Origin of the sequence: Kutzneria chonburiensis, assembly GCF_028622115.1 — a bacterium.
Classification (GTDB): Bacteria; Actinomycetota; Actinomycetes; order Mycobacteriales; family Pseudonocardiaceae; genus Kutzneria; species Kutzneria chonburiensis.
The window spans coordinates 5356122-5377693 of record NZ_CP097263.1 but is presented as its reverse complement, the minus strand read 5'-3'; the positions used below and the strand labels follow the sequence as shown (position 1 = coordinate 5377693).

Genomic DNA, 21572 nt, shown 5'->3' with positions numbered 1-21572 from the left:
TGAAAATGTTCCGCAAGCAAGTCTTTTATTCGGTCGCCACCAGCGCCACCACTTCCGCCCAGGTCAGGGCATGGCCCTCGCCGAACAGCACGTCGAAGTCCGCCGGACCGACGAGGGCCCGCACCTTGTCGGTGGCCTCCTGCGTCAGGTGGCGGACGATGTCCCGCAGCGTGTGGGGCCCGGCCTGCTCGACGAGGCGTGCGGCGGCACCGGCCAAACGGGCGGCGCGACGGGGACGGTCGGTGTGTGCGGCGATCACGGTGAGGTAGTTCAGCGCGTACATCATCGTGGTGCCGGTGCCGAAATGGTGGGTCAGCGCGACGGAGTCGCGGATGAGCCGCTCGGCCCGGTCCCAGTCGCCGAGCCGGATCAGCACGAGCCCCCGGTAGACCAGGGTGACGCCGAGGTCCCAGCCGATGCCGGCCTGCCGGCGGTCGGCCTCCAGCCGGGCCAGCATCCGACGGGCCTCGTCGGGCCGCCCGAGCGCCAGCACCACGGTGGCGTGCGCGGCCCGAGCCACGGCGTAATGGCTCGGTTGGCCGCTTTCCATTAGCGCGGTCTCGGCCTCGGCGAACACCTCGTCGGCGAGGGCGTTGTCCTCACGCCACATCACGACATGTCCGCGCATCAGCAGCACCGGCCCGAGGATCGCGGGATCGGCGGCCTGACGGGCCAGCCGCACCGCCTCCTCGGTGGCCCGCAGGCCTTCGGCCTGGTCGACGCCGTACACGGCGAACCCGTGGATGCCCAGCACGCCGGCGCGGGCGTCGACGCTCAGCGGGCCGGCCAGCACCTCGGCGGCCCAACGCCGGTATTCGGCCTGGTGCCCGCCGACCACCCAGTACGGCATGAAGAACAGCACCGACGCGCACTCCTCGAACCGCCCCCGGTCGAGCAGCCACCGCAGCGCGGCCCGCAGGTCGTCCTGCTCGCGGTGCAGACGGTCGAACCACAGCGCCTGGTCCGGCCCCTCCATATCGCGCCGAGCCGCCGCGAAGGTGCGCACGACATACGTGGCGTGCCGGTCCCGGGCAAGAGTGGAATCCCCTTGGGCCAAAGCGAAAGTCCGCACGGTCTCCAGCAGCAGGAACCGATCGTCCTGCCGGACGACGAGACTGCCGTCCAGCAGGGAACCGAGCAGCCGCAAGGTTGTCGTCGTGTCGAGGTCGGCGACGGCGGCCGCGGCGTCGACCGTCCAGGCGCCGGCGAACACCGCCACCGCCCGCAGCAGGGCCTGCTCTTCGGACGGCAGCAGGTCGTAGCTCCACGCGATGGTGGCGCGCAGCGTCTGGTGCCGGGCCGGCAGGTCCCGGGCACCGTCGGTCAGCAGGTCGTGCGAACCACGCAGCTGGTCCAACAGCGCCGACGCCGACAGCAGCCGAGTGCGAGCAGCGGCGAGCTCGATGGCCAGCGGCAGACGGTCGATGCGTGCGCAGATCTCCGCCACCACAACGGGATCCAACACACCGGGCGACCCTGCCTGCTGGGCCCGTTCAAGGAACAACGCCACCGACGACGGCCCGTCCAACGGCTCCACCGGTCGCACCTGCTCGCCGCTCAACCGCAACGGCGCACGGCTGGTGGCGACGACGGTCAGCCCGGGCGCGGCATCCAGCAGCCACCCGATGTCCGGCGCGGAGTCGAGCAGATGCTCGAGATTGTCCAGCAGCAGCACCAAACGCCGCTCCCGTAGGTACGCCGGCAGCGTATGGCGCAGATCGCCGGTGTCCTGAATGGACAGTGCGTCGGCGATCGCCGCCAACACCAGACGGGGATCGCGCACCGGCGCCAGCGACACCATCGGCACGTCTTCAGCCAGCCGACGCGTGGCTGCCACGGCCAGCCGCGTCTTGCCGACGCCGCCGGGCCCGGTCAGCGTCAGCAGCCTGGTGCCCTGACGCAGCCGCTCGACGACATCGGAGATGTCCCCGTCCCGCCCGATCAACCGGGTCCGGCCGACCGACTCGGACACGGTCGAGGCAACCGGGGACAATGCCGGGTCGTCACGGAGAATGGCCAGCTCGAGCCGCTGCAACTCGGCCCCGGGGTCGATGCCCAGCTCCGAGGCCAGCAGCGCCCGGGTGCGCCGGAAGACGTCCAACGCCTGAGCGGTCTGCCCGCCGCGGTGCTGGGCCAGCATCAGCTGCCCGACCAGGCGTTCCCGGGTCGGATGGGCGTCCACGAGCGCCGTGAGCTCGCCGACGACGGCGTCCCCGCCGAGCCGCAGCAGGGCGTCGAACCGGTCCTCCATGGCGACGAGCCGGGTCTCCTCCAGCCCGCCGCACAGCCGTGACCGGATCTCCGGCGTGGCCGCATCGGCCAGCGCCGGCCCGACCCACAACGCCAAGGCCTGGTCCAGCAGGCCGACCCGGGCCCGGTCGTTCGGGGCGGCGGCCGCCCGCGCCACCCCGTCCAGGAACCGGTGCACGTCGATCCGCCGCGGATCAGCCTGCAACACATAGTTGCCGGTGATGGTCATCTCGTCGCCGAGCACGGCTCGCAGATGGGACACGTGCACCTGGACGGCGTGCGCGGCGCTGCGGGGCGGGTCGTCGGGCCACAGCCAGGAGATGATGCGCTCCCGCGACACCGGCCGGTTGACCTCCAGCGCCAGCAGGGCCAGCACCAGCCGCCGCTGCCGCGGTCCCGGCTCCACCGCCGCCGTGCCGACGCGCACGCGCACCGGCCCCAGCAGTTGCAACTCCACGAAGACTCCCCAGGTGAGCCTTTAGTTGACAGTGGAAGTGTTCTGCCGTCAACTCTTGGCCATGGCGGATCACGATCCACTGCTCGCGTGGCTGTACATCCAGCAGGGTGTGAAGACCATCGAGGAGGCGCTCAGCGCGATCATGGAGGAGCACTGCGGCTGCACGCTCAGTGAGCACGCGGCGCTGTACCGGCTGAAGAGCGCGAAGGACCGTCGCCTGACCATGGCCGAGCTGTCGGAGCTGCTGTCGATCAGCCCCAGCGGCACGACGCGGCTGGTCGACCGGCTGGTCAAGCGCGGCTGGGTCGAGCGCGTGCAGCCGCCGGACAACCGCCGCACGGTCTGCGCGACGCCGACCGAGGAAGGCCTGCGGATGCTCCAGGGCACGACGATGGTCGTCTACTGGCAGGCGGTGAACCAGCATTTCGAGTCCATCCTGGACTCCGACGACATCGCCGCCGCGGCGCGGATCGGGCGCAAGATGCTGGAGGCGCACGGCCGCTGGGACGAGAAGCGGTTCGCGTCACCGTGAGCCCGGTACCGTCGAATGCTGTGAGACGTTATGTCGCGCTGGGCGACAGCCTGACCGAAGGCATCGGCGACCTGGCCGACGACGGTCGCCCGCGCGGCTGGGCCGACCGGTTCGCGCAGGGCCTGGCGGCGAGGCGCGGCGAGGTGGAGTACGCCAACCTGGCCGTTCGTGGCCTGACCACGAGCCAAGTGCTGGCCACGCAGCTGCGGCCGGCCGTCGCGCTCGCGCCCGACCTGGCCAGCGTCATCGTGGGCATGAACGACCTGCTGCGGCCCCGGCTCGACCTCGGCGCGCTCCGCCGCGACCTGGGCACGCTCTACGGCGAGCTGGCCGCGACCGGCGCGACCGTGCTGACCGCGACGCTGCCCGAGCCGGGGATCGGCGTGCCGCTGCCGGCCAAGATGCGGGCCAGCTTCGTCCGCCGCGCGCACCGGCTCAACGACACGATCCGCCAGGCCGCCGCCGAGCACGACGTGCGCTGCCTTGACCTGGCCCGTACGGCGCCGGTCGACCCGGCCATCTGGAGCTCGGACAAGCTGCACCCCAGTCCGTACGGGCATCAGCTCATCGCCGACGAGTTCCTGGCCTTCCTGCACGGCCTGCCGTCGGGCATCGACGGCTCGACCCACGAGAAGACGGTGGCGGCCGGGCTTGTCGAGCAGCTGCGGTGGGTGGCCGACCACGTCGGCCCGTGGCTGTGGCGGCGGCTGACCGGTCGCCCCGCCGGCGAGGGTGTCACGGCCAAGCTGCCGGCCTACCAACTGCTGCGGGCGTGACCGAACTGGGCACGTCGCCGCCCTGATGTTGCCCGATTCGCAGAGAAGTCTGTGAGTTTCTGTCCGGGTTGCCCCGCCGGCGTTACTCTGTTCGCATCACGCATGTCCGTGCGCATTGCGAACAAAAGGGAGGCCCTGTGACTTCCGCCGAAGCTCCCCCAAGAGGGTGGGTGCTGCCGCTGTGCTGGTCGGCCGTCCTGTTGGACGGTTTCGACCTGGTCGTGCTGGGCACCGTGCTGCCGGTGCTGCTGCGTGGCCACGTGTGGGGGCTGACGCCGGCCGCGGCCACCGTGGTGTCCACCATCGGCCTGGTCGGCATGACGATCGGCGCGCTGGTGCTCGGCACGGTGACCGAGGTGCTCGGCCGCCGCCGGGCGCTGATCGCGTCGGTGACGGTGTTCTCCGTGTGCACGCTGCTGTGCGCGTTCGCCCCGTCGGTGTTCCTGTTCGGGCTGCTGCGTTTTGTCGCCGGCCTCGGCCTCGGCGGCTGTCTGCCCACGGCGATCACGCTGGTCAGCGAGCACTACGCCCGCACCGGCCGGCCCAGCACGGCCACCACGACCGTGATGACCGGCTACCACGTCGGCGCGATGGCCACCGCCCTGCTGGGCATCGCGCTGATCGAGCCGCTGGGCTGGCAGGCCATGTTCGTGGTCGGCGCGCTGCCGGCGCTGGCCGTGGTGCCGCTGATGATCAAGTACCTGCCCGACTCGACGACACCGGCCGAACACCGCGCCGGTTCGATCAAGCAGGCGCTGGCCACCCTGTTCCGCGGCCGCATGATCGGCGTGACCATCGCGTTCTGGGTCACCTCGTTCATGGGCCTGATCCTGGTGTACGGCCTGAACACCTGGCTGCCGGAGATCATGCGGCAGGCCGGCTATCCGCTCGGCGCGGCGCTGGGCCTGTTGCTGACGCTGAACCTCGGCGGCGTGGTCGGCCTGCTGGTGGCCGGCCTGGTGGCCGACCGGGTCGGCATGAAGCGGGCCACGCTGGGCTGGTTCGTCGTGGCGGCCGTGCTGCTGGCCGTGCTCAGTGTCAAGATGCCCGGATTTGCCTTGTACGTGGCGGTTTTCCTGTCCGGTTCGTTCGTGTTCAGCGCGCAGGTGCTGGTCTACGCCTACACCACCCGGGCCTATCCGCCGGAGGCCCGGGCCACCGGACTGGGCTGGACGGCAGGCATCGGACGTATCGGCGCGATCTGCGGTCCGCTGCTCGGCGGCCTGTTGCTCACCGCAGGCGTCGTCTACCCGTGGGGCTTCTACGCGTTCGCCGTGGTCGCAGCCCTGGCCGCGGTCGGTGTGGGCGCTTTGAACACAGTCAGCCGGCTGCCCGAGGAGATCGTTAGTCCAACAGGCGCAAGCGCGGACACCTCCCATCATTAGGTGACTGCCGTCACGTTGCTCCCTTCGGGACAGCCTGCGATGTTGCCCGAATGACCGCCGCCACGGTCGTTTTCGGGCACACAGGCTGACCCTGAAGGAGCACCATGCTGCGCGGTCTGGTCCTGGTCACGGCGGCGGCTTCGGCCGTCGCCCTGACCGCAGCCGGTCCATCCGTCGCCTCGGCGGCACCATTACCCCTTACCGAGCAAGGAACTTCCGCTTTAGGCGACCTCGTCGGCAGACCAACAGCACCGGCGTCACCGAAGCCGGATTCGGTCATCGTCGTCACGGACGGCACCGCCAAGTTCGGGGCCAACGCCAAGGCGATCGACGGCCTCCCGAACACCTCCCTGGTGCACGTCGACGGCGACGTCGACAAGGCGGCGCAGGAACTGCGCAAGCAGCCGGGCGTGCGCTTCGCCGAGCCGAACCGGGCCGTCACGAGCATGAGCTCGGGCCAGCTGCCGCTGCCCGGCTACGCCGCGAACCTGCCGGTCACCGGGCCCGACAACTACGGCGTCACCTCGTCCCTGCAAAGCTTTCTCAACGCCAACGGTGTCAATGCCCTTGGCGCGTACGACACCCTGACCTCCCGCTACGGCCAGCTGCCCGGCGCCGGCGAAATCATCACCAACGTCAGCAGCGGCGACCTGACCGACCAGACCACGGTGGTCAAGGACGGCCAGCGCTACCTGGACATCCCGTCCATGCCGCTGATCCCGACCTACGTCAACACTTCCGGCGGCCTCGACGCCACCGGCACCACCACCGGCCAGGACGCGCAGCTGGCCGAGGTGCTGCTCGACTTCGCCGTGATGGCCCCGCTGCCGCACGACAGGCAGCGCCCCGAGGCGCTCGGCAGCAAGTCCACCGACCTGCTCGGCATCGCGCCCGGCGCGCAGTACCGGCTGGTGGTGCCGCAGCAGGCCAGCACCGACGGCGTCGCCGAGGCGCTGCTGGCCGCGGCCCGGCAGAACCCGCGCCCCAACGTGATCACCGCCAGCCTCGGCTTCGGCGTCGACCAGTACGGCTTCCCCGGCCGGTACCTGGAGGACGACGCCCTGCTCCAGTCCGTGGTCGGCACCATCGTGCGGGACTACCACATCGTCGTCACGATCTCCTCGAACGACGGCACGCGGCTCTACACCCCGGCGGCGGTCGGCCCGGACGGCGGCAGCACGCCGACCGACCTGGCGCGCAAGGTGTCCGAGACCACCGACATCAGCGAGGACAGCTTCTCCACCGCCCCGAGCAAGGTGGTCGACAGCGGCGCGATCGCGGTCGGCGGCACGACCCTGGACGACACGCTGTCGCAGCCGGGCTCGGCCAACGGGACGTACGCCACGACCCGCACCAACGGCGCGATGAGCTACTCGTCGGGCTTCGGCGACCGGGTCGACGTTTCCGCGCCGGGCAACGGGATTCCGTCGTTCATCCACACGGCCGGCGGCACGCCGCAGGCCGTGACCGCGGTGTTCAACGGCGGCACCTCGGCCTCCGCGCCGGAAGTCGCGGCGGCCGCGGCGGTCGTGTTGCAGGCGGCGCATATCGCCGGCAAGCACCTGGACCCGACCGATGTGCGCAAGGTGTTGCAGAAGACCGGCCGGGCGGTGGCGACGCCGCCGCAGATCGACCGCAAGCTCACCGTGGGCAACCAGGTCGACATCACCGCGGCAGTGGACTCGTTGCTGCCCAAGGCTTCCAAGACGGAGATCCAACGGATCTCCGTCGCCCACCGGGTCACGTTCGGCAATCTCGGCGGCAACTTCACCGAGGCGTCCGACCCGAACCGCATCGACCTCCAGACCGGTACGAGCGGCGAGGGCCTGGTCGGCCCGGTGACCATCGGCGCGGACGTCACCGGCGCGCCCAACCACAAGCTGGACTACGTGGTCACGGTCAACGGCAAGGATTTCCACGCCGACCAGCCGGCCGTGCGGATCACGCCGACGCAGCTGCTCCAGGCCGCCGGGCTGCCGATCGTGTCCACGACCGACCGCACTGTCGACCTGACGTTCCAGGTGCGTGACGGCCACAAGGTGTTGGCGTCGGCCAAGAAGACCCTGGCGATCGGCCCGACCGACGGAACCTACGCCGAGGCGACCGCCCCGATCGCGCCGGCCACGGCGAAGCTCGGCGCGCCGGTCACCGTGCACTATGACCTGACCGGCGTCCGCAGCACCAAGTCGCCGCAGCTCGTGGTGTCCTCGATCGGCCACTGGAACCCGCTGACCGCGCCGATCTTCTCGGCCCCGTACAAGGTTCCGCTGACCGCGACCGCCGGTGACGTCACGATCCCGGCCAGCGCCTTCAACGGCGGTGGCGGCCTCTACGGCCTCGGTGTCGTCCAGGACTCGACCAGCCTTCGCCCGGTGTACGGCGAATTCGTGGCCATCCGGGTCGACGGCGGCACCGCCGACCACCGAGCCCAGGCGCCGACCTTCAACGACAATCTGCACGGCCTGACGCTCAACCGAGTCACGCCGAACTTCACCGTCAACTACGACGTGCGAGGCCTTCCCGGCGCGGTCGACGCCGAGCTGGAATTCTCCTCGCCCGCCCCGACCCTGTTCAATTCCTACAACACGGTCACCAACGCCAACGGCACGCAGCCGGACAACGACGGCATCGACGGCGGTTCCGCGCTGGTGCGGAAACTGGCCGGCCGCAACGGTTCCGTCAAGCTCGACGCGACCAGGCTGGGCCTCGGCCTTTCGGATTCGTACAACGTGCGGGTGATCGCGCTCGGTCGCGACGGCAAGACGGTCGGGCAGGCCAGCCCGAGCTCGTTCCTTGAACTGGACGACGGTTTCACGCCGGACAACACCGCGGTCGTCGATTTCGCCGCCCATGGAACGGATTCCGTCGTCGTCACCGATGACGGCAACGGCCACCAGGCCGTCCGCCGCTACGACCCGATCACCGGCACCTACGGCGCGAACCTGGCCACCGGCAACGGTTTCCGGCTCGTCGGCGTCGACCCGTCCTCGCACCGCGCGGCCGTGCTGCACGGCAACGCCCTCGAGGTCTACGACGTCCAGACGGCGAAGCTGGCCGGCACCGCGTCGCTCGGCGACTACCTGCCGATCGGCGGTCGGGTCGATATCACCCGGCATCGAGCGGCAATCCTGTTGTGGCACAACGGGGACCGTGCCGACGCCGTGGTGTCGGTCGACCTCGCCACCGTGACGGTCGGCCAGCCGATCGCCGCGGACAAGGGCGTCGCCGCGGGCACGTACTTCCTGATCGACGTCAATCAGAAGACGGGCCAGGTGTTCCTGTCCAAGGCCGGCGGCGGGCTGATCTGCTTCGCCGGCGGCAATGCGCTCGTCGCCCGCGTCGACCTCGACGCCGCGACCGTCACGCCGGCCGGTCAATCGGACGGCTGCGCCGGCGCGCTGGCCGTCGATGAGGGCACGAACACCGCGTACCAGCTGTCGTACCGGTCGTTCAGCGTGAACATCAACGGCACCGCCAACCTGATCCCGGTTGCCGGCGACACCCTGGTGCCCAGCAACGCCATCGCGGTGCGGCAGCAGCCGCCGCTGACCCTGGCCGTGGACAGCGGGCACCACCTGGCCCTGGTCGCGTTCCAGACGCCACCGGCGGTGCCGCAATTCGGCGCGGTCGGCGGGCTGATCTTCGACAACAACGCCACCAGCCAGCTGGCGGTCGTGGATCTGGCCACCGGCAAGGCAGTCGGCACCGTGCGAGGCATGAACTACTCGACCGGCCTGGTCGGCCCCGGCTCCGGCCGCGGCGTGCAGCTCGATCCGGCCACCCGGACCGGCTGGACGTTCTCCGGCGACGCCCACCAGGTACAGCAGTTCTCCTACTGACAAACAGAAAGGGCCCGGCTGAAAGCCGGGCCCTTTCCTTTACTCCCCTACCTCAGCAAGCACCGTTGTCGGTCCACACGTTCTGGCTGTTGGCCCCGGGGGTGTCGCCCTGGGTCCACCACTTCGCGGTCCACTTGTGGCCGTTGTAGGAGACGACCGCGCCGCCGTTGTACGGAACCGTTGCGCTCCAAGGCGTCGGGCAGGTGCCGCCGCCCGGCGGGGTGGTCCCGCCGCCACAGGCGCCGTTGTCGGTCCACACGCCCTGGCTGTTGGCGCCCGGGGTGTCGCCCTGCGTCCACCACTTCGCCGTCCACTGGTGACCGTTGTACGACACCACGGCGCCACCGTTGTACGGCGTCGAGGCGTTCCACGCCGGCGCCGTGCAGCTACCCGGCGGGGTGGTCGTGGTGGTGGTCGTCGTGGTCGTCGTAGTGGTGGTGGTCGTGGTGGTCGTCGGCGGGGCCCCACAGCTCGGCGTGCCGGCGCCGAGGCCGTTGACCACGGCGTTGAACAGCGTCGAGGCCGGGTCGAGGTCGTAGAGCGAGAACATCATCGCGCCGGCCAGGCCGTTGCAGTGGATGTAGTCGGTCCGCGCCTTGATCGACTGCGGCGAGGAGCCGCCGTAGAAGTTGGTGCCGTCGTAGAACCAGGCCGACTGCGTGGTGGAGTCGAAGAAGGTGTCGGCCGGGTTGTCGACGACGCCGGACAGCTCCTTGTACATCGCCACACCCGGCACGTTGCCGCTGAGCGCGTGGCCCGGGGACGGGCCGGTCGCGCTCTGGTACAGACCGTGGTTGCTGCCGGCCGGCACACCGGTCCAGCCGCGGTAGTAGAACGGGATGCCCACGGTCAGCTTGTTGGCCGGGAAGCCGCCGGGAATGCCGTAGGCGCTGGAACCCTTGGTGTAGGCCTTGATCACCGAGTCGATGGTGTACTTCTCGGTGCCCGGCGGGATGGTGCCGGACGGGTCGCTCGGCGAGGAGTACAGCGGGTCCTGGAAGTTCGTCGGACCGGTGGCGTCCCACGCGCCGTGCATGTCGTAGGTCATCGCGTCGGCGAAGTCCATGTACTGACCGATCTTGTCGGTCTGGATCTTCGCGATCTTGTCCTGGCCGCCGGGCAGGGCCGCGGACAGAGAGTAGTGCTTGCCCAGCGCGTCCAGCTCGGTGCGGAACTCGGCCAGCAGCGCGGTGAAGTTGGCCGTGTCGTTGGCGCTGGTGTGGTTGCCGAGGTGCCCGCCGGTCGAGGCCGGGTACTCCCAGTCGATGTCGAAGCCGTCGAAGATGCCGGCCGCGGTGCCGGCGCCGCCGTAGCCGCCCTGCGAGGGCAGGTTGCCCTTGATGAACATGTCGATGCAGGAGCTGACCAGCTTCTTGCGCGACGCGTCGGTGGCCGCCGCGTCGGAGAAGTACTTCGAGTACGACCAGCCGCCGATCGACAGCACGACCTTCAGGTTGGGGTGGCGCTTCTTCAGCTCCTGGAGCTGGTGGAAGTTGCCCACGATCGGCATGCCGAACGCGTCGGCGGTGCCGTCGACGCTGATGTCCGAGCCGAACGACTTCTGGTAGTCGGCGAACGCGTCACCGGCGCCGTCGCCGGCGTTCGGGTCGTTCTCGCCGCCCGGGTCCGGTGTGCTGGCCTTGGTCGCCTCGAAGCAGGTCAGCGCGGACGGGTCGATGTTCTCGAAGTCGTAGATCAGGTAGTCGAGGTTGTTGGCGATCGAGTCGACGTTCTTCAGGTAGTACGCGTTCTGGTAGATCGACCACTGGTCGAAGTACGCGATGCGCAGACCGCCGCTGGTCGCCGCGGCGGTCGCCGCCGCCGGGGTCACCGCCACCGACTGGGGTTGCTGCTGCGCCGCGACGGAGCCGACGGCAGTCAGGCTGCCGACGGCCACGGTCGCGGCCGCCGCCGCGATCAGGGCCGTTCTCACGGATAACTTCATCTGCGGGGGCCTTCCGAGAGCAGGGAGAGTGACGGAAGCTGAGCCGAAGGCGGAAAGGGTGGGTGGGCGGGAGGAAAAGAAGGTTGGTGTTCGCCGGCGGGTCGGGATCGGGGGCACCGACCCGCCGGCGAAAGCGTTGCTCAGCAGGAACCGTTGTCGGTCCAGACGTTCTGGCTGTTGGCCCCGGGGGTGTCGCCCTGGGTCCACCACTTCGCGGTCCACTTGTGGCCGCCGTAGGACACCACCGCACCGCCGCTGTACGGGGTCGAGGCGTTCCAGGCCGTCGGGCAGGTGCCGCCACCCGGGGGTGTCGTGCCGCCGCTGCACGCGCCGTTGTCGGTCCACACGTTCTGCGAGCCGCCGGGGGTGTCGCCCTGCGTCCACCACTTGGCCGTCCACTGGTGCCCGCCGTACGAGACGACCGCCCCGCCGTTGTACGGGGTCGACGCGTTCCAGGCCGCCGCGGTGCAGGAGCCGCCGCCGGGAGTCGTCGTGGTCGTCGTGGTGGTGGGCGGCGGGGACTGCGGCGGCGTCGCGCCGGCGAACCGGGTGGTGAACTTCGTGAAGTCCCAGTCGTTCTGCGTGATGTTGCTGCAGATCCCGTTGTCCGTGCTGGAGCCGCACTGGCGGTCCCGGTTGACCGACCAGAACGTGAAGCGGCCGAGGCCGTGGCTGGTCGCGTAGTCGTACACGGTCTGGAAGTCGGACTGGGCGAAGACCTCGCCGTTGTCCGAGTGGCCGTTCATGCCGGAGAAGCCCTCGTGGGCGTACGCGGTCGCGCTGTCCCAGCCCATGTGGCTGGTCAGCAGGCCGTGCAGCGCCTCGAGCGCGCTCACCTGGGCCGAGCCGCCGGCGAAGCCGCCGTCGAACGGCATGATGGAGAAGTTGTTGGGGGAGAAGCCCAACGCCTTGGACTTGTCCAGCAGCTGGGTGCCGAACCAGCCGGTGCCGGCCGAGGTGCCCGGCATGGTGACCGAGACGAACAGACCGGAGTTGTTGGCCTGCAACGTCTTGGCCGCGCCCAGCTCGTTGTTGACGGCCGCGTCGTTCTCGTACTCCGGCTCTTCGAGGTCGAAGTCGATGGCGTGCAGCGAGTACTTGTCGATCACCTGCTGGTAGGCCGCGGCGGTGGCCGCCACGGTGCCGCAGGTCTGGCCGAGCTTGGTGCCGCCGTAGCCGCCGACCGACACCGACACGTCGCCGCCGGCCGCGCGGATCTTGCTGATCACGCCGGCCACGGCCGTGTCGCTGGAGACGGCGTTCTTGCCGTCCCAGGTCGGGCTGCAGCCGCCGCCGTCGGGGGCCAGGATGAAGGCCAGCTGGAACGCCTTCTGCCCGGTCGCGGCCATCACCACGGTCGGGTCGGGCGGGTTGTTGCTGACCGGCATGAGGTACGGGGCTGATGCGTACCAGTTGTTGGACAGGGCGTTGGGCGCTAGCGCGGCGGCGGAAGCGGCCGGCTGGACCTGCGCCGTGCTGGCGTTGGCGGCTACTGCCGCGGCGACGCCCGCCACGGCAACCGCCGCCATCGCAGTAGCGGCGAGTCTGGCTCGCTGCATAGGTCCCTCCTCGTCGAAGGCACTTGCACGTTCGTCTTTCGCCGGGCCCGGTGTTCAGAAATGTGGACTAGACCATTACCGAAGTCAAGGCTTTGGCCTAGACCAATAGGGAGACCGTTGCCTGGCTACTCCGTTCGGCCGCCGCCGTTGGTCGTGAAACGGAACGGGGCCCGCCGAATGCGGGCCCCGTGGTATTGCCGATGTATCTCAGAGCCATACCGTCAACAGGCGCGATGCGTGCGGCGCCAGTGTGGCCGAGAAGGCATCCCGGGCCACGCCGAGACTCTGGTGCGACCAGAGGTCGCGGACGAAAGCGTTGTGCCGATGGGGTGCTAGATCGGTCCAGTTGGCGGTCACCGTCGCCGGGGCGTCGCCGAGGTTGAACAGGGCCACGGTGTAGCTGCCGTTGTGGTTGTCGCTCACCCACACCTGCTGCTTGGTCGCCTGCGACAGCGGATGCGCCGCATGGCCGGACCGGTCGACCCGGAGCACCTCGTCATTGGTGATCATCTTGATGTCCTCGGGCACCAGCTTGGTCAGGTCGGTGCCCAGCAACAGCGGCGAGGACTCGATGGCCCACAGCGTCATCACCGACTGCTTCTCGTCGGCGCTCAGTCCGTCGCTCGCGCCGTTGCCGATCTCCAGCGAGTCCAGGTCGTTCCAGTGGCCCGGGCCGGCGAACGGCACCCACTTGGGCGCGTCGTCCCAGCGCAGCGAGGCCCGCACCGCCCAGTTGGTCAGGCCGACACAATGTGAGTAGCACTCGATATCGCCCTCGATGCGCCAGCCGTTGCTGTACTGCTGCCACACCGCCGCGTTGTCGAAGCTCAGCGAGTTCGACAGCTCCAGGTGGATCGGTCGGCGCGTGGCGTCCAGCGCGTGGCGCCACTGCTGGATGTCGGCCCGGTTGTCGGTCGCCACCCGGCCGCCGCCGGGGCCGACGAAGTCCATCTTGATGTAGTCGACTCCCCAGGACGCCAACAGATCCGCCTGCGACTGCACGTAGGCCGTCGCCCCCGGCTTGCTGAAGTCCAGCTTGCCCGAGCCGTCGGCCGCCGTGTTGCCCGGCGCGGTCGGGTCGATGACATCCTTGACGTGGTACGGAGTTCCCTTGATCGGCGAGTTCGCGTCCACCGCCGCCTTGGGAATGCCCGGCACCATGTAGATGCCGAACTTCAGGCCGAGGTCGTGCACGTACTTGGCCACCGCGGCCATGCCGTTGGGGAACTTCGTGGTGTTCCACGTGCTGCGGCCGAACTCGTCGACGCCGGCCGTCCAGCCCGCGTCGATGTTGACGTACTGGTAGCCGTGGCTGCGCAGCTGGTCGTGCATGACCTTGGCCTGCGCCTCGATGATCGCCTCGGAGATGTTGCCGCGTAAGGAGCTCCAGCTGCTCCATCCCATCGGTGGGGTGCTGGAGATCGTCGGGTGATGCTCGGGCAGCGCCACCGCCGCGCCGCCGGTCGCCAGCAGGGCGGCCGCCGCCGTGAGCAGGGCAGCGCCGATCCGCCACCTGGTCATGCTGCACTCCTTCGTCGAAGGGCCCCGGCGGCGGACGGGTCATCGGGTGAATCCTGCGCCTTGAACCCGATTTCAGCAAGATGCAGACGTTTACATCCGATGTATCAGCGCCGCACCTGAGTGGCTCAGGGCGGCGCTGGAAGGCACATGAGCCGCTCAGGTCCGGCGGCAGACGAGTCGCGGTAGCTTTCATGGTCATGTTCAAGTGGTGGCACATCTTGCCGGAGGAGGAGCGGCTGCGGTAGACGCTGGAGCCCTTCGTGGGCGTGGGGCCGCTGCGTTTTGGCATGGCCCCTGATCAGGTGTCGGAGGCGCTGAGCGACTTCACGGCCGAGTCGCAGCAGCACACGTGGCACCGTCCCGCGGGCAGCACAGACCTTGTGGCGACCAAAGGCGTCTACCGGAAGTTCGGTTTGAAGCTCTACTACTGGGACGAGCGACTGGCCGGGATCGTGGTCGACGCCCTGTGCGGGCCCCAGGTCCTCGCGGACGGCATGCCCGTGGTCGGCCAGGTTCCCTCGCAGGTCGAGCAGTGGATGACCGAGCGAGCCGACGTTCGCGAGCCGTATACCGAGCTCTTCTACATGGCGAGGTGTGGGCAACGTGTTGATCTAGGCCAACGCCGTTCGCAGCAGGAGCTCGCTGGCGGCCAGCCAGGTCGGGGCCGGGAAACCGCCGTGCCGGAAGGCGAACCAGCCCAACGTGCGCAGCACGTTGTGCGCCGAGTAGGCCCACAGCAGCTCGGGTTCCATCACCCGGCGCAGGTGGCGGCGCAGCTCGGTGGAGGTGCGGGTCTGGTCGGTGCCGATGCGCAGCGCGAACCACAGCGTGACCAGGTCGGCCCGCCGGTCGCCGGGCCGCCAGCCGTCCCAGTCGATCACGCCGGACAGACCGCCCGCGTGGAACAGCATGTTGCCCAGCCCGTAGTCGCCGTGTACGACGTCGTCCTGCGGCACCCGGGACAAATCGAGGCGGCCGGCGCGGTCCTCGATGCCGTGCAGCAGGTCGGCGGCACGGGGCGAATGCGCGGCCAGCGCCCGTTTTCGCGGCGTCCAGTGCCCCGGATCGGCCAGGTCGCGGCGGATCTGCTCGGCCCACGGCAGCGTGCTCCGCGGCGAGGACAGCCCGGAGGCCGAGCCGGCGTGCAGCTCGACCAGGTCGACGATCTGTTCCAGCTGGTCGCAGTCGAGCTCGTCGGACGGCGCGCCGGGCAGCTTTTCCTGGACGTAGAAGGCGATTCCGTCGAGCCGGTCGGCGGCGATGACCCGCGGCACCGGGTAGCGCAGCGTCCGCAGACGGGCCGTCACCTCGGCCACCTCGTGCGGCCACGAGTGCGGATGCCACGTCCACTTCACCACGTACCGGCCGCGCCCGGCCACGGTCGCCTCGACCGCGCCGTGCTCGCCGGACAGGGGTTTCACTCTGCTGAAGCCGAGACCGCAGGCGGCGGCGATCACCGGCAGCGCGCGGTCGGCATCGGTGCCGCCTCTCATGGGCGGACAGTGTGGACGAAAATGCTGAATCGGTCCACCTCCCGGGTCGGGGAGCCCCGGGAGGTGGACCTACCGGCGATCTACTTCAGGACGCGGGTGTCCAGTAGTCGCCCGCCATCACGATGTAGACGAGCATCTTGATCGTCTCGCCGTAGTACGTGTCGCCGTACGGGTTGGTGGCCAGGAAGTTCCACAGCGAGTCGGTCCAGGCCTGGTCGCCCGCGGCCATCGCGGCCACGCCGACCGGGTCGTTGGCGCACTCGCACTGGTCGCCGGTGTTGGTCGGGGTGCCGTCCAGCTTGGTGTGCGGGTAGATCTTGGCCGGGTTGCCGCCGGCCTTGGCCTTGTAGCTGGCGGACTCCTTGGTCGCCACCGACTTGGCCACCGAGCTGCCGTAGACCAGCGCGTCGGTGCCCATGTGCCACGGCACGCGCACCGAGTTGTAGCCGACGATGTTGTCCGGCTGGCTCTCCTGGTAGTCGGCCGGGGCCGGCTTCGGGCTGGTGGTGTTGGCGCTGACCACGAAGTCGGACAGCAGGTTCGCGGTGGCCGAGTACTTGGCCGTGAACTCCTGGATCACCGCCTCGGTGCGGGTGACGACCTTGTTCCAGTCGTGCGCGGTGTCGTAGGCCGCGAAGGCGCGCAGGTGGTCGAGCATGAAGTCGGACGGCCGGGTGTCGGTGTTCGGGCCGTCGTCCTCGCACTTGAGGTGCCCGTCGGGGGCCACGTCGGCGGCGTAGAACTTGGCCAGCCAGTCCTTGGCCGCCGCGGTGTAGCCGCCCCACTGCTTGTCGGCCAGGATCAGGCCGTAGCCGACGTCGAGGTCACCGTCGGTGGCCGCGTCCGGCGTGCCGGAGTCGGCGTACTTGCAGGACGAGCCGTCGAGCTTCCACATCATCATGCCCTGGCTGTCCCGGTGGTCCTGCACGACCTTCCACAGGCCGTCGAACTCGGCCTTGGCGTTGGTGTCGTAGCCGGCCATCAGCGGCACGATGTTCATGCCGTAGCCCTGGGCCTCGGAGACCGTGCCTTTGTTGGGCGCGTCGCCGGTGGCGTACACCAGGTAGCCGCCACAGGCCGAGCGCAGGTAGGCCTTCTTCCAGGAGTCGTACTGCTTCTTGACGGCAGCGTCCCGATCGGCGGCGCTGGCCGACGGCATCACCCCGGTCTTGTACGTGACGTGCGTGGGGAAGGGGTGGCTCTCGCCGGCGGCTGCGGCGGGAGTAGCCGAGGAGACCAACACGGACAGGGAAATCGTCGCGGCAGCAGCGGCCACCGCCACCAGCCGACCGGATCGATCGCGCATCTTCGCTCCAGTTAGGAAAGTTTCTTAACTAAGCGGCGGCGTGCAATCAGGGTGACGTCCCATGTCTTTGCTGTCAAGGGAGGTCTAGACCTCTTACGGGACAGGGGGTTCGGCCGAACGGCGGAGTGAACCGTTGCGACGGCTGCCGGCGTGGTGTCTGCTGAGCGTGTACGTCCGTGCCAGGGAGGACCGATGGCTGGGATCTCGCGCCGGCGCCTGCTCGGATCGGCGGCCGGCGTGGCCGTCGCCTCGGCGCTGCCGCCTGCCCTGCGCAACGCCGTCGCCGCCCGTGGCCCGGCGACCCTCGGCGACATCAAGCACATCGTCGTGCTGATGCAGGAAAACCGGTCGTTCGACCACTATTTCGGCACCATGCCCGGCGTTCGCGGTTTCGACGACCCGCACGCCATCACGCTGTCCACCGGCCGGTCGGTGTTCTACCAGCCCGACACCAAGAGCCCCGACGGCTACTTGCTGCCGTTCCACCTCGACACGCGGCGCACCAGTTCGCAGTCCATCCCGTCCACCAGTCACGCCTTCGCCGTGCAGCACGCGGCGGTCAACGGCGGCAAGATGGACAGCTGGCTGCCCGCGCACCGGGCCGCCGACGGCGACGGGCATGGCCCGTACACCATGGGCTACTACACCGAGGACGACATTCCGTTCCAGTGGGCGCTGGCCCGCGAGTTCACCGTGTGCGACGCCTACTTCAGCTCGGTGCTCGGGCCGACCTGGCCCAACCGGCTCTATCACTGGAGCGGCACCATCGACCCCGGCGGGCGGCACGGCGGGCCGATCGTCAGCAACATCGTGCCGTCCCCGTACACGTGGACCACCTACCCGGAGCGGCTCACCGCCGCCGGTGTCAGCTGGCACGTGTACCAGCAGGAGGACGACTACGGCTGCAACCCGTTGGAGTTCTTCAAGGCGTATCAGGACGCCGGGCCGGATTCCCCGCTGCACCAACATGGTCTGGCCATCGGGCCGGCCGACCAGTTCGAGTACGACGCGCGGCACGACCGGTTGCCGACCGTCTCGTGGATCATCCCGACTTCCCCGCAGTGCGAGCACCCCGACTACCTTCCCGCCGCCGGCGCCGACTTCGTGGCCGGCAAGCTCGAGGCCATCGCCGCGAATCCCGACGTGTGGGCCAAAACCGTGGTGGTGTTGAACTACGACGAGAACGACGGCCTGTTCGACCACATGGTTCCGCCCCTGCCGCCCGCCGGCACGCCCGACGAGTTCGTCAACGGACTGCCCATCGGTGCCGGCATTCGCGTGCCGTGCACCATCGTTTCGCCGTGGACGCGCGGCGGTTTCGTTGCCACCGAGCCGTTCGACCACACCTCGGTGCTGCGGTTGATCGAGGCCGTCACCGGTGTGCGTGAGACCAACATCAGCGCTTGGCGGCGGCGGACCTTCGGCGATCTGACGTCAGCCCTGGGGCTCGGCGGCTCCGCCCAGCCGTTGGCTCCGCTGCCGCCGACCAAGGCTCCCTTGTGGCAGGCCGAATACAACGTCAAACACCTGCCGTCGGTGCAGATTCCCGGCGTTGGCCAGACTCCGCCGCACCAGGGCGGGAGGAGCCGGCTCGACGAGACCCTCACCACCCACGCCTCCGACTTCCCCGACGGCGTGGCCGGCAGCAGCTTCCCCGGCACACAGCTGTTCGCCCGCAACAAGGCCGCGGGCGAGGCCGCCCCACCGTCCAAGAAGGCTTATGCCACCGGCATTGTCGCCTGCACCCTGTCCGTGATCGACGTCGACACCGGCAAGCTGCTGTCCACCGTGCAGGGGCCCATCAACCCTTACGGCATCGTCGCTTCGGCCGATGGCGGGACCGTGTACATGACTGAGAGCGGCGCCGACAAGGTCACCGTGTTCAGCACTTTCGCCGGCCGTATCACCGGCACCATCAGGGTTGGCCTTTACCCGCACGGCATAGCCGCTTCGCCCGACGGACGTTTCCTCTACGTCGCCAACACCGGTCCCGACACCGGCCCCGGCGGCTCCAAGTCCGTGTCGGTGATCAACGCCAGGACCAACTCCGTCCTCGGGTCCATCTCCGTCGGCCTTGCGCCCCAGTCCGTTTCCGTCAGTCCCGACAGTGCGACCCTGTACGTCTCGTGTCAGGACGGGCTGTGGATCGTCGACACCGCTTCCCGTCGCGTCCGGGGTTGCTTACCCGGTCTGGCCAGAGCCCATGGCGTCACCGCCTGCCCTGGCGGCCGGCATGTCTACGTCGCCAACACCTGGCACGACAGTGTGTCCCTTGTGGACAGTGTCACGCATGCCGTCAAGGCCACCATCTCCGTCGGCAAGGCCCCGTGGAACATAGCCTTCCGCCCCGACGGCGAGGTCGCCTACGTCACCAATGCCAACTCCGACACCGTATCCGTCATCGACACCTCTCGCCGCGCCGTCGTCTCCACCATCCCGGTTGGACACATCCCCACCGGCATCACCGCTTCGAAGGACCAGATCTGGGTCACCAACAACGCGTCCAGCACCGTCACCAAGATCGACGCCCAGTCCTTGACGGTTCTTTCCACCACCGACCTGGGGTTGAGCACCGTACCCGCCGGTGTGGTACTCGTGTGACGTGGAGATCATCCTTGTCCGCCATGCCGAGTCCGTGTATCCCGTTGCCGGCGGGCCGGACGAGTATCACCGCCCGCTGACCCCGATCGGCCATGCCCAGGCCGCCCACCTCGTCTCGGAGTTGGCCGCCTTCGAACCCGACCGTATCGTTGCCAGCCCTTATCTCCGGGCCGTCCAGACCGTCGAACCGTTGGCCCACAGCCTAGGCCTCGCCGTCGACACCGACCCTTCGCTCCGCGAATGGGACTCCGGCCTCGAACCGACCCCCGACTACGCCCGCCACTACGCCGCCAGTTGGGCCGACCCGTCCTTCGCCCGTCCCGGCGGCGAAAGCCTGCACCAGCTCACCGAGCGAGCCGTGTCCGTTCTCCATACCTTCGCCGGCACCGTCGTCATCGGCAGCCACGGCACTTTCGTCGCCCGTGCCCTCGCCGGCTTCGGCATCCCGGTCGATTGGCCCTTCAGCAACGCGATGCCGATGCCGGCGATCTATCGGATCACCGACACCGGCATCACGGGGCCGGGGCTCAGCCCTTCACGCAGATGACCTGCTTCAGCTTGGCCACGACCTCCACGAGGTCGGACTGGTTCGCGATCACTTCGTTGATGTTCTTGTAAGCCGCCGGAATCTCGTCGATCACGCCGGTGTCCTTGCGGCACTCGACGCCCTTGGTCTGCTCGATGAGGTCGGTGCGCTTGAACATCTTGCGGGCCTTGGTCCGCGACATCTTGCGGCCCGCGCCGTGGGACGCGGACTCGAAGGAGTCCGGGTTGCCGAGGCCGCGGACGATGAACGAGCCGGTGCCCATGGAACCCGGGATGATGCCCAGATCCCCGTTGCCCGCCCGGATCGCGCCCTTGCGCGTCACGAGCACGTCCTCCCCGAAGTGCTTCTCCTCCGCCACGTAGTTGTGGTGGCAGCTGATCGCCTCGTCGAAGCGGATGTGCTTGTACCGCTTGCGCAGCACGTCACTGATCAGGCGCAGCATCACGGAGCGGTTGCGCCGCGCGTACTCCTGCGCCCAGTACAGGTCGTGCCGGTAGGACTCCATCTCCGGCGTGCCGGCCAGGAACACCGCCAGCTCGCGGTCGGGCAGCGCCTCGTTGTGGGCCAGCTTGCGGGCCACGCCGATGTGGTGCTGCGCCAGCTCGTTACCGATGTTGCGGGAGCCGGAGTGCAGCATCACCCAGACCTGCTTGGACGTGTCCAGACAGACCTCGATGAAGTGGTTCCCGCCGCCCAGCGTGCCGAGCTGGTTGACCGCACGGTCCGCGCGCGCCTTCACCGCCGGCGTCAGGTCGTCGAAGCGGGCCCAGAACTGCTTCCAGTCACCCGCATCCCGCTCCCCGAACGCCGCGTCCTTGTGCGCGTTGAAGCCGACCGGCACCGCCTGCTCGATCTCCGAGCGGATGCCCGCCAGATCCCCCGGCAGGTCGTTCGCCGTCAGCGAGGTCCGCACCGCCGTCATGCCACAGCCGATGTCCACCCCCACCGCCGCCGGCGAGACCGCGTCCTTCATCGCGATCACCGAGCCGACCGTCGCCCCCTTGCCCAGGTGGACGTCCGGCATCACGGCGACGTGCTTGACCACCCACGGTAGCGCCGAGATGTTGCGCAGCTGCGCCATGGCCGCGGGCTCCACCTCGTCCACCCGCGTCCACATCTTGATATCCACGTGCTTCCCGGGCACGGTCGTCATCGCCATGCCGGCAAGGCTAGAGCGACAACCGCCGTCGGCACGATCGACTTATTGACGACCCGTGTCCGAACGGTGCCGCCAGTGCCGTGCTTCCTGGCCCGAATCGTCTCGCAGCCGTGCCATCAGGCCTATCGGCGGTCGACCCACCGTCCGAGCTCTGCCAGGTTCGCCGACTACTGTCGAGGCAATTTTGACGCAGCAGGGCCTG

Annotated in this window: 13 protein-coding genes; 6 read left to right on the top strand and 7 right to left on the bottom strand. The window is 69.3% G+C overall.

Annotated features, from left to right (window positions below):
* Positions 1 to 25: 25 nt before the first annotated feature.
* Entirely contained in the window at positions 26 to 2707 is a 2682-nt protein-coding gene (locus M3Q35_RS24230) for an AfsR/SARP family transcriptional regulator (protein WP_273934665.1), read from the bottom strand.
* 61 nt (positions 2708 to 2768) lie between these two features.
* On the opposite strand from M3Q35_RS24230, the gene M3Q35_RS24225 reads away from it, so the two are divergent.
* The 4 genes from M3Q35_RS24225 to M3Q35_RS24210 all read left to right on the top strand — a co-directional run bounded on the left by M3Q35_RS24225 (position 2769) and on the right by M3Q35_RS24210 (position 9239).
* On the top strand, positions 2769 to 3239 hold the full coding sequence (locus tag M3Q35_RS24225; RefSeq protein WP_273934661.1) for a MarR family winged helix-turn-helix transcriptional regulator: 471 nt from the start codon (positions 2769 to 2771) through the stop codon (positions 3237 to 3239).
* Positions 3240 to 3259: 20 nt separating this feature from the next.
* The gene (locus M3Q35_RS24220) at positions 3260 to 4015 is read left to right on the top strand and encodes an SGNH/GDSL hydrolase family protein (protein ID WP_273934660.1); all 756 of its coding nucleotides are present in this window, start codon (positions 3260 to 3262) and stop codon (positions 4013 to 4015) included.
* Between the two features lie 137 nt (positions 4016 to 4152).
* On the top strand, positions 4153 to 5400 hold the full coding sequence (locus M3Q35_RS24215; protein WP_273934658.1) for an MFS transporter: 1248 nt from the start codon (positions 4153 to 4155) through the stop codon (positions 5398 to 5400).
* A 104-nt stretch (positions 5401 to 5504) separates the two neighbouring features.
* Positions 5505 to 9239, top strand: coding sequence for a YncE family protein (locus tag M3Q35_RS24210; RefSeq protein ID WP_273934656.1), 3735 nt, complete (start codon positions 5505 to 5507; stop codon positions 9237 to 9239).
* Positions 9240 to 9291: 52 nt separating this feature from the next.
* Here M3Q35_RS24210 and M3Q35_RS24205 read toward each other — a convergent pair whose 3' ends face one another.
* The 5 genes from M3Q35_RS24205 to M3Q35_RS24185 all read right to left on the bottom strand — a co-directional run bounded on the left by M3Q35_RS24205 (position 9292) and on the right by M3Q35_RS24185 (position 17063).
* Positions 9292 to 11172, bottom strand: a complete 1881-nt coding sequence (locus M3Q35_RS24205; RefSeq protein WP_273934653.1) for a glycosyl hydrolase family 18 protein — start codon at positions 11170 to 11172, stop codon at positions 9292 to 9294.
* Between the two features lie 152 nt (positions 11173 to 11324).
* Positions 11325 to 12743 carry a chitinase gene (locus M3Q35_RS24200; protein ID WP_273934651.1) on the bottom strand — a complete coding sequence of 473 codons (1419 nt, stop codon included), beginning with the start codon at positions 12741 to 12743 and terminating at the stop codon, positions 11325 to 11327.
* A 207-nt stretch (positions 12744 to 12950) separates the two neighbouring features.
* Entirely contained in the window at positions 12951 to 14264 is a 1314-nt protein-coding gene (locus M3Q35_RS24195) for a glycoside hydrolase family 27 protein (RefSeq protein ID WP_273934649.1), read from the bottom strand.
* Positions 14265 to 14875: 611 nt separating this feature from the next.
* Positions 14876 to 15757, bottom strand: coding sequence for an aminoglycoside phosphotransferase family protein (locus M3Q35_RS24190; RefSeq protein WP_273934647.1), 882 nt, complete (start codon positions 15755 to 15757; stop codon positions 14876 to 14878).
* A gap of 85 nt (positions 15758 to 15842) precedes the next feature.
* Complete coding sequence (locus tag M3Q35_RS24185) at positions 15843 to 17063, bottom strand: glycosyl hydrolase family 8 (RefSeq protein WP_273934645.1); 1221 nt, start codon at positions 17061 to 17063, stop codon at positions 15843 to 15845.
* 192 nt (positions 17064 to 17255) lie between these two features.
* Between M3Q35_RS24185 and M3Q35_RS24180 the strand changes: the two genes are divergently transcribed.
* The gene (locus M3Q35_RS24180; protein WP_273934644.1) at positions 17256 to 19664 is read left to right on the top strand and encodes an alkaline phosphatase family protein; all 2409 of its coding nucleotides are present in this window, start codon (positions 17256 to 17258) and stop codon (positions 19662 to 19664) included.
* Position 19665: 1 nt separating this feature from the next.
* Positions 19666 to 20211, top strand: coding sequence for a histidine phosphatase family protein (locus M3Q35_RS24175; RefSeq protein WP_273934641.1), 546 nt, complete (start codon positions 19666 to 19668; stop codon positions 20209 to 20211).
* Here the strand turns inward: M3Q35_RS24175 and M3Q35_RS24170 are convergent.
* Positions 20192 to 21370, bottom strand: a complete 1179-nt coding sequence (locus tag M3Q35_RS24170) for an RtcB family protein (RefSeq protein WP_379794314.1) — start codon at positions 21368 to 21370, stop codon at positions 20192 to 20194. The genes M3Q35_RS24175 and M3Q35_RS24170 overlap by 20 nt on opposite strands.
* Positions 21371 to 21572 lie beyond the last annotated feature (202 nt).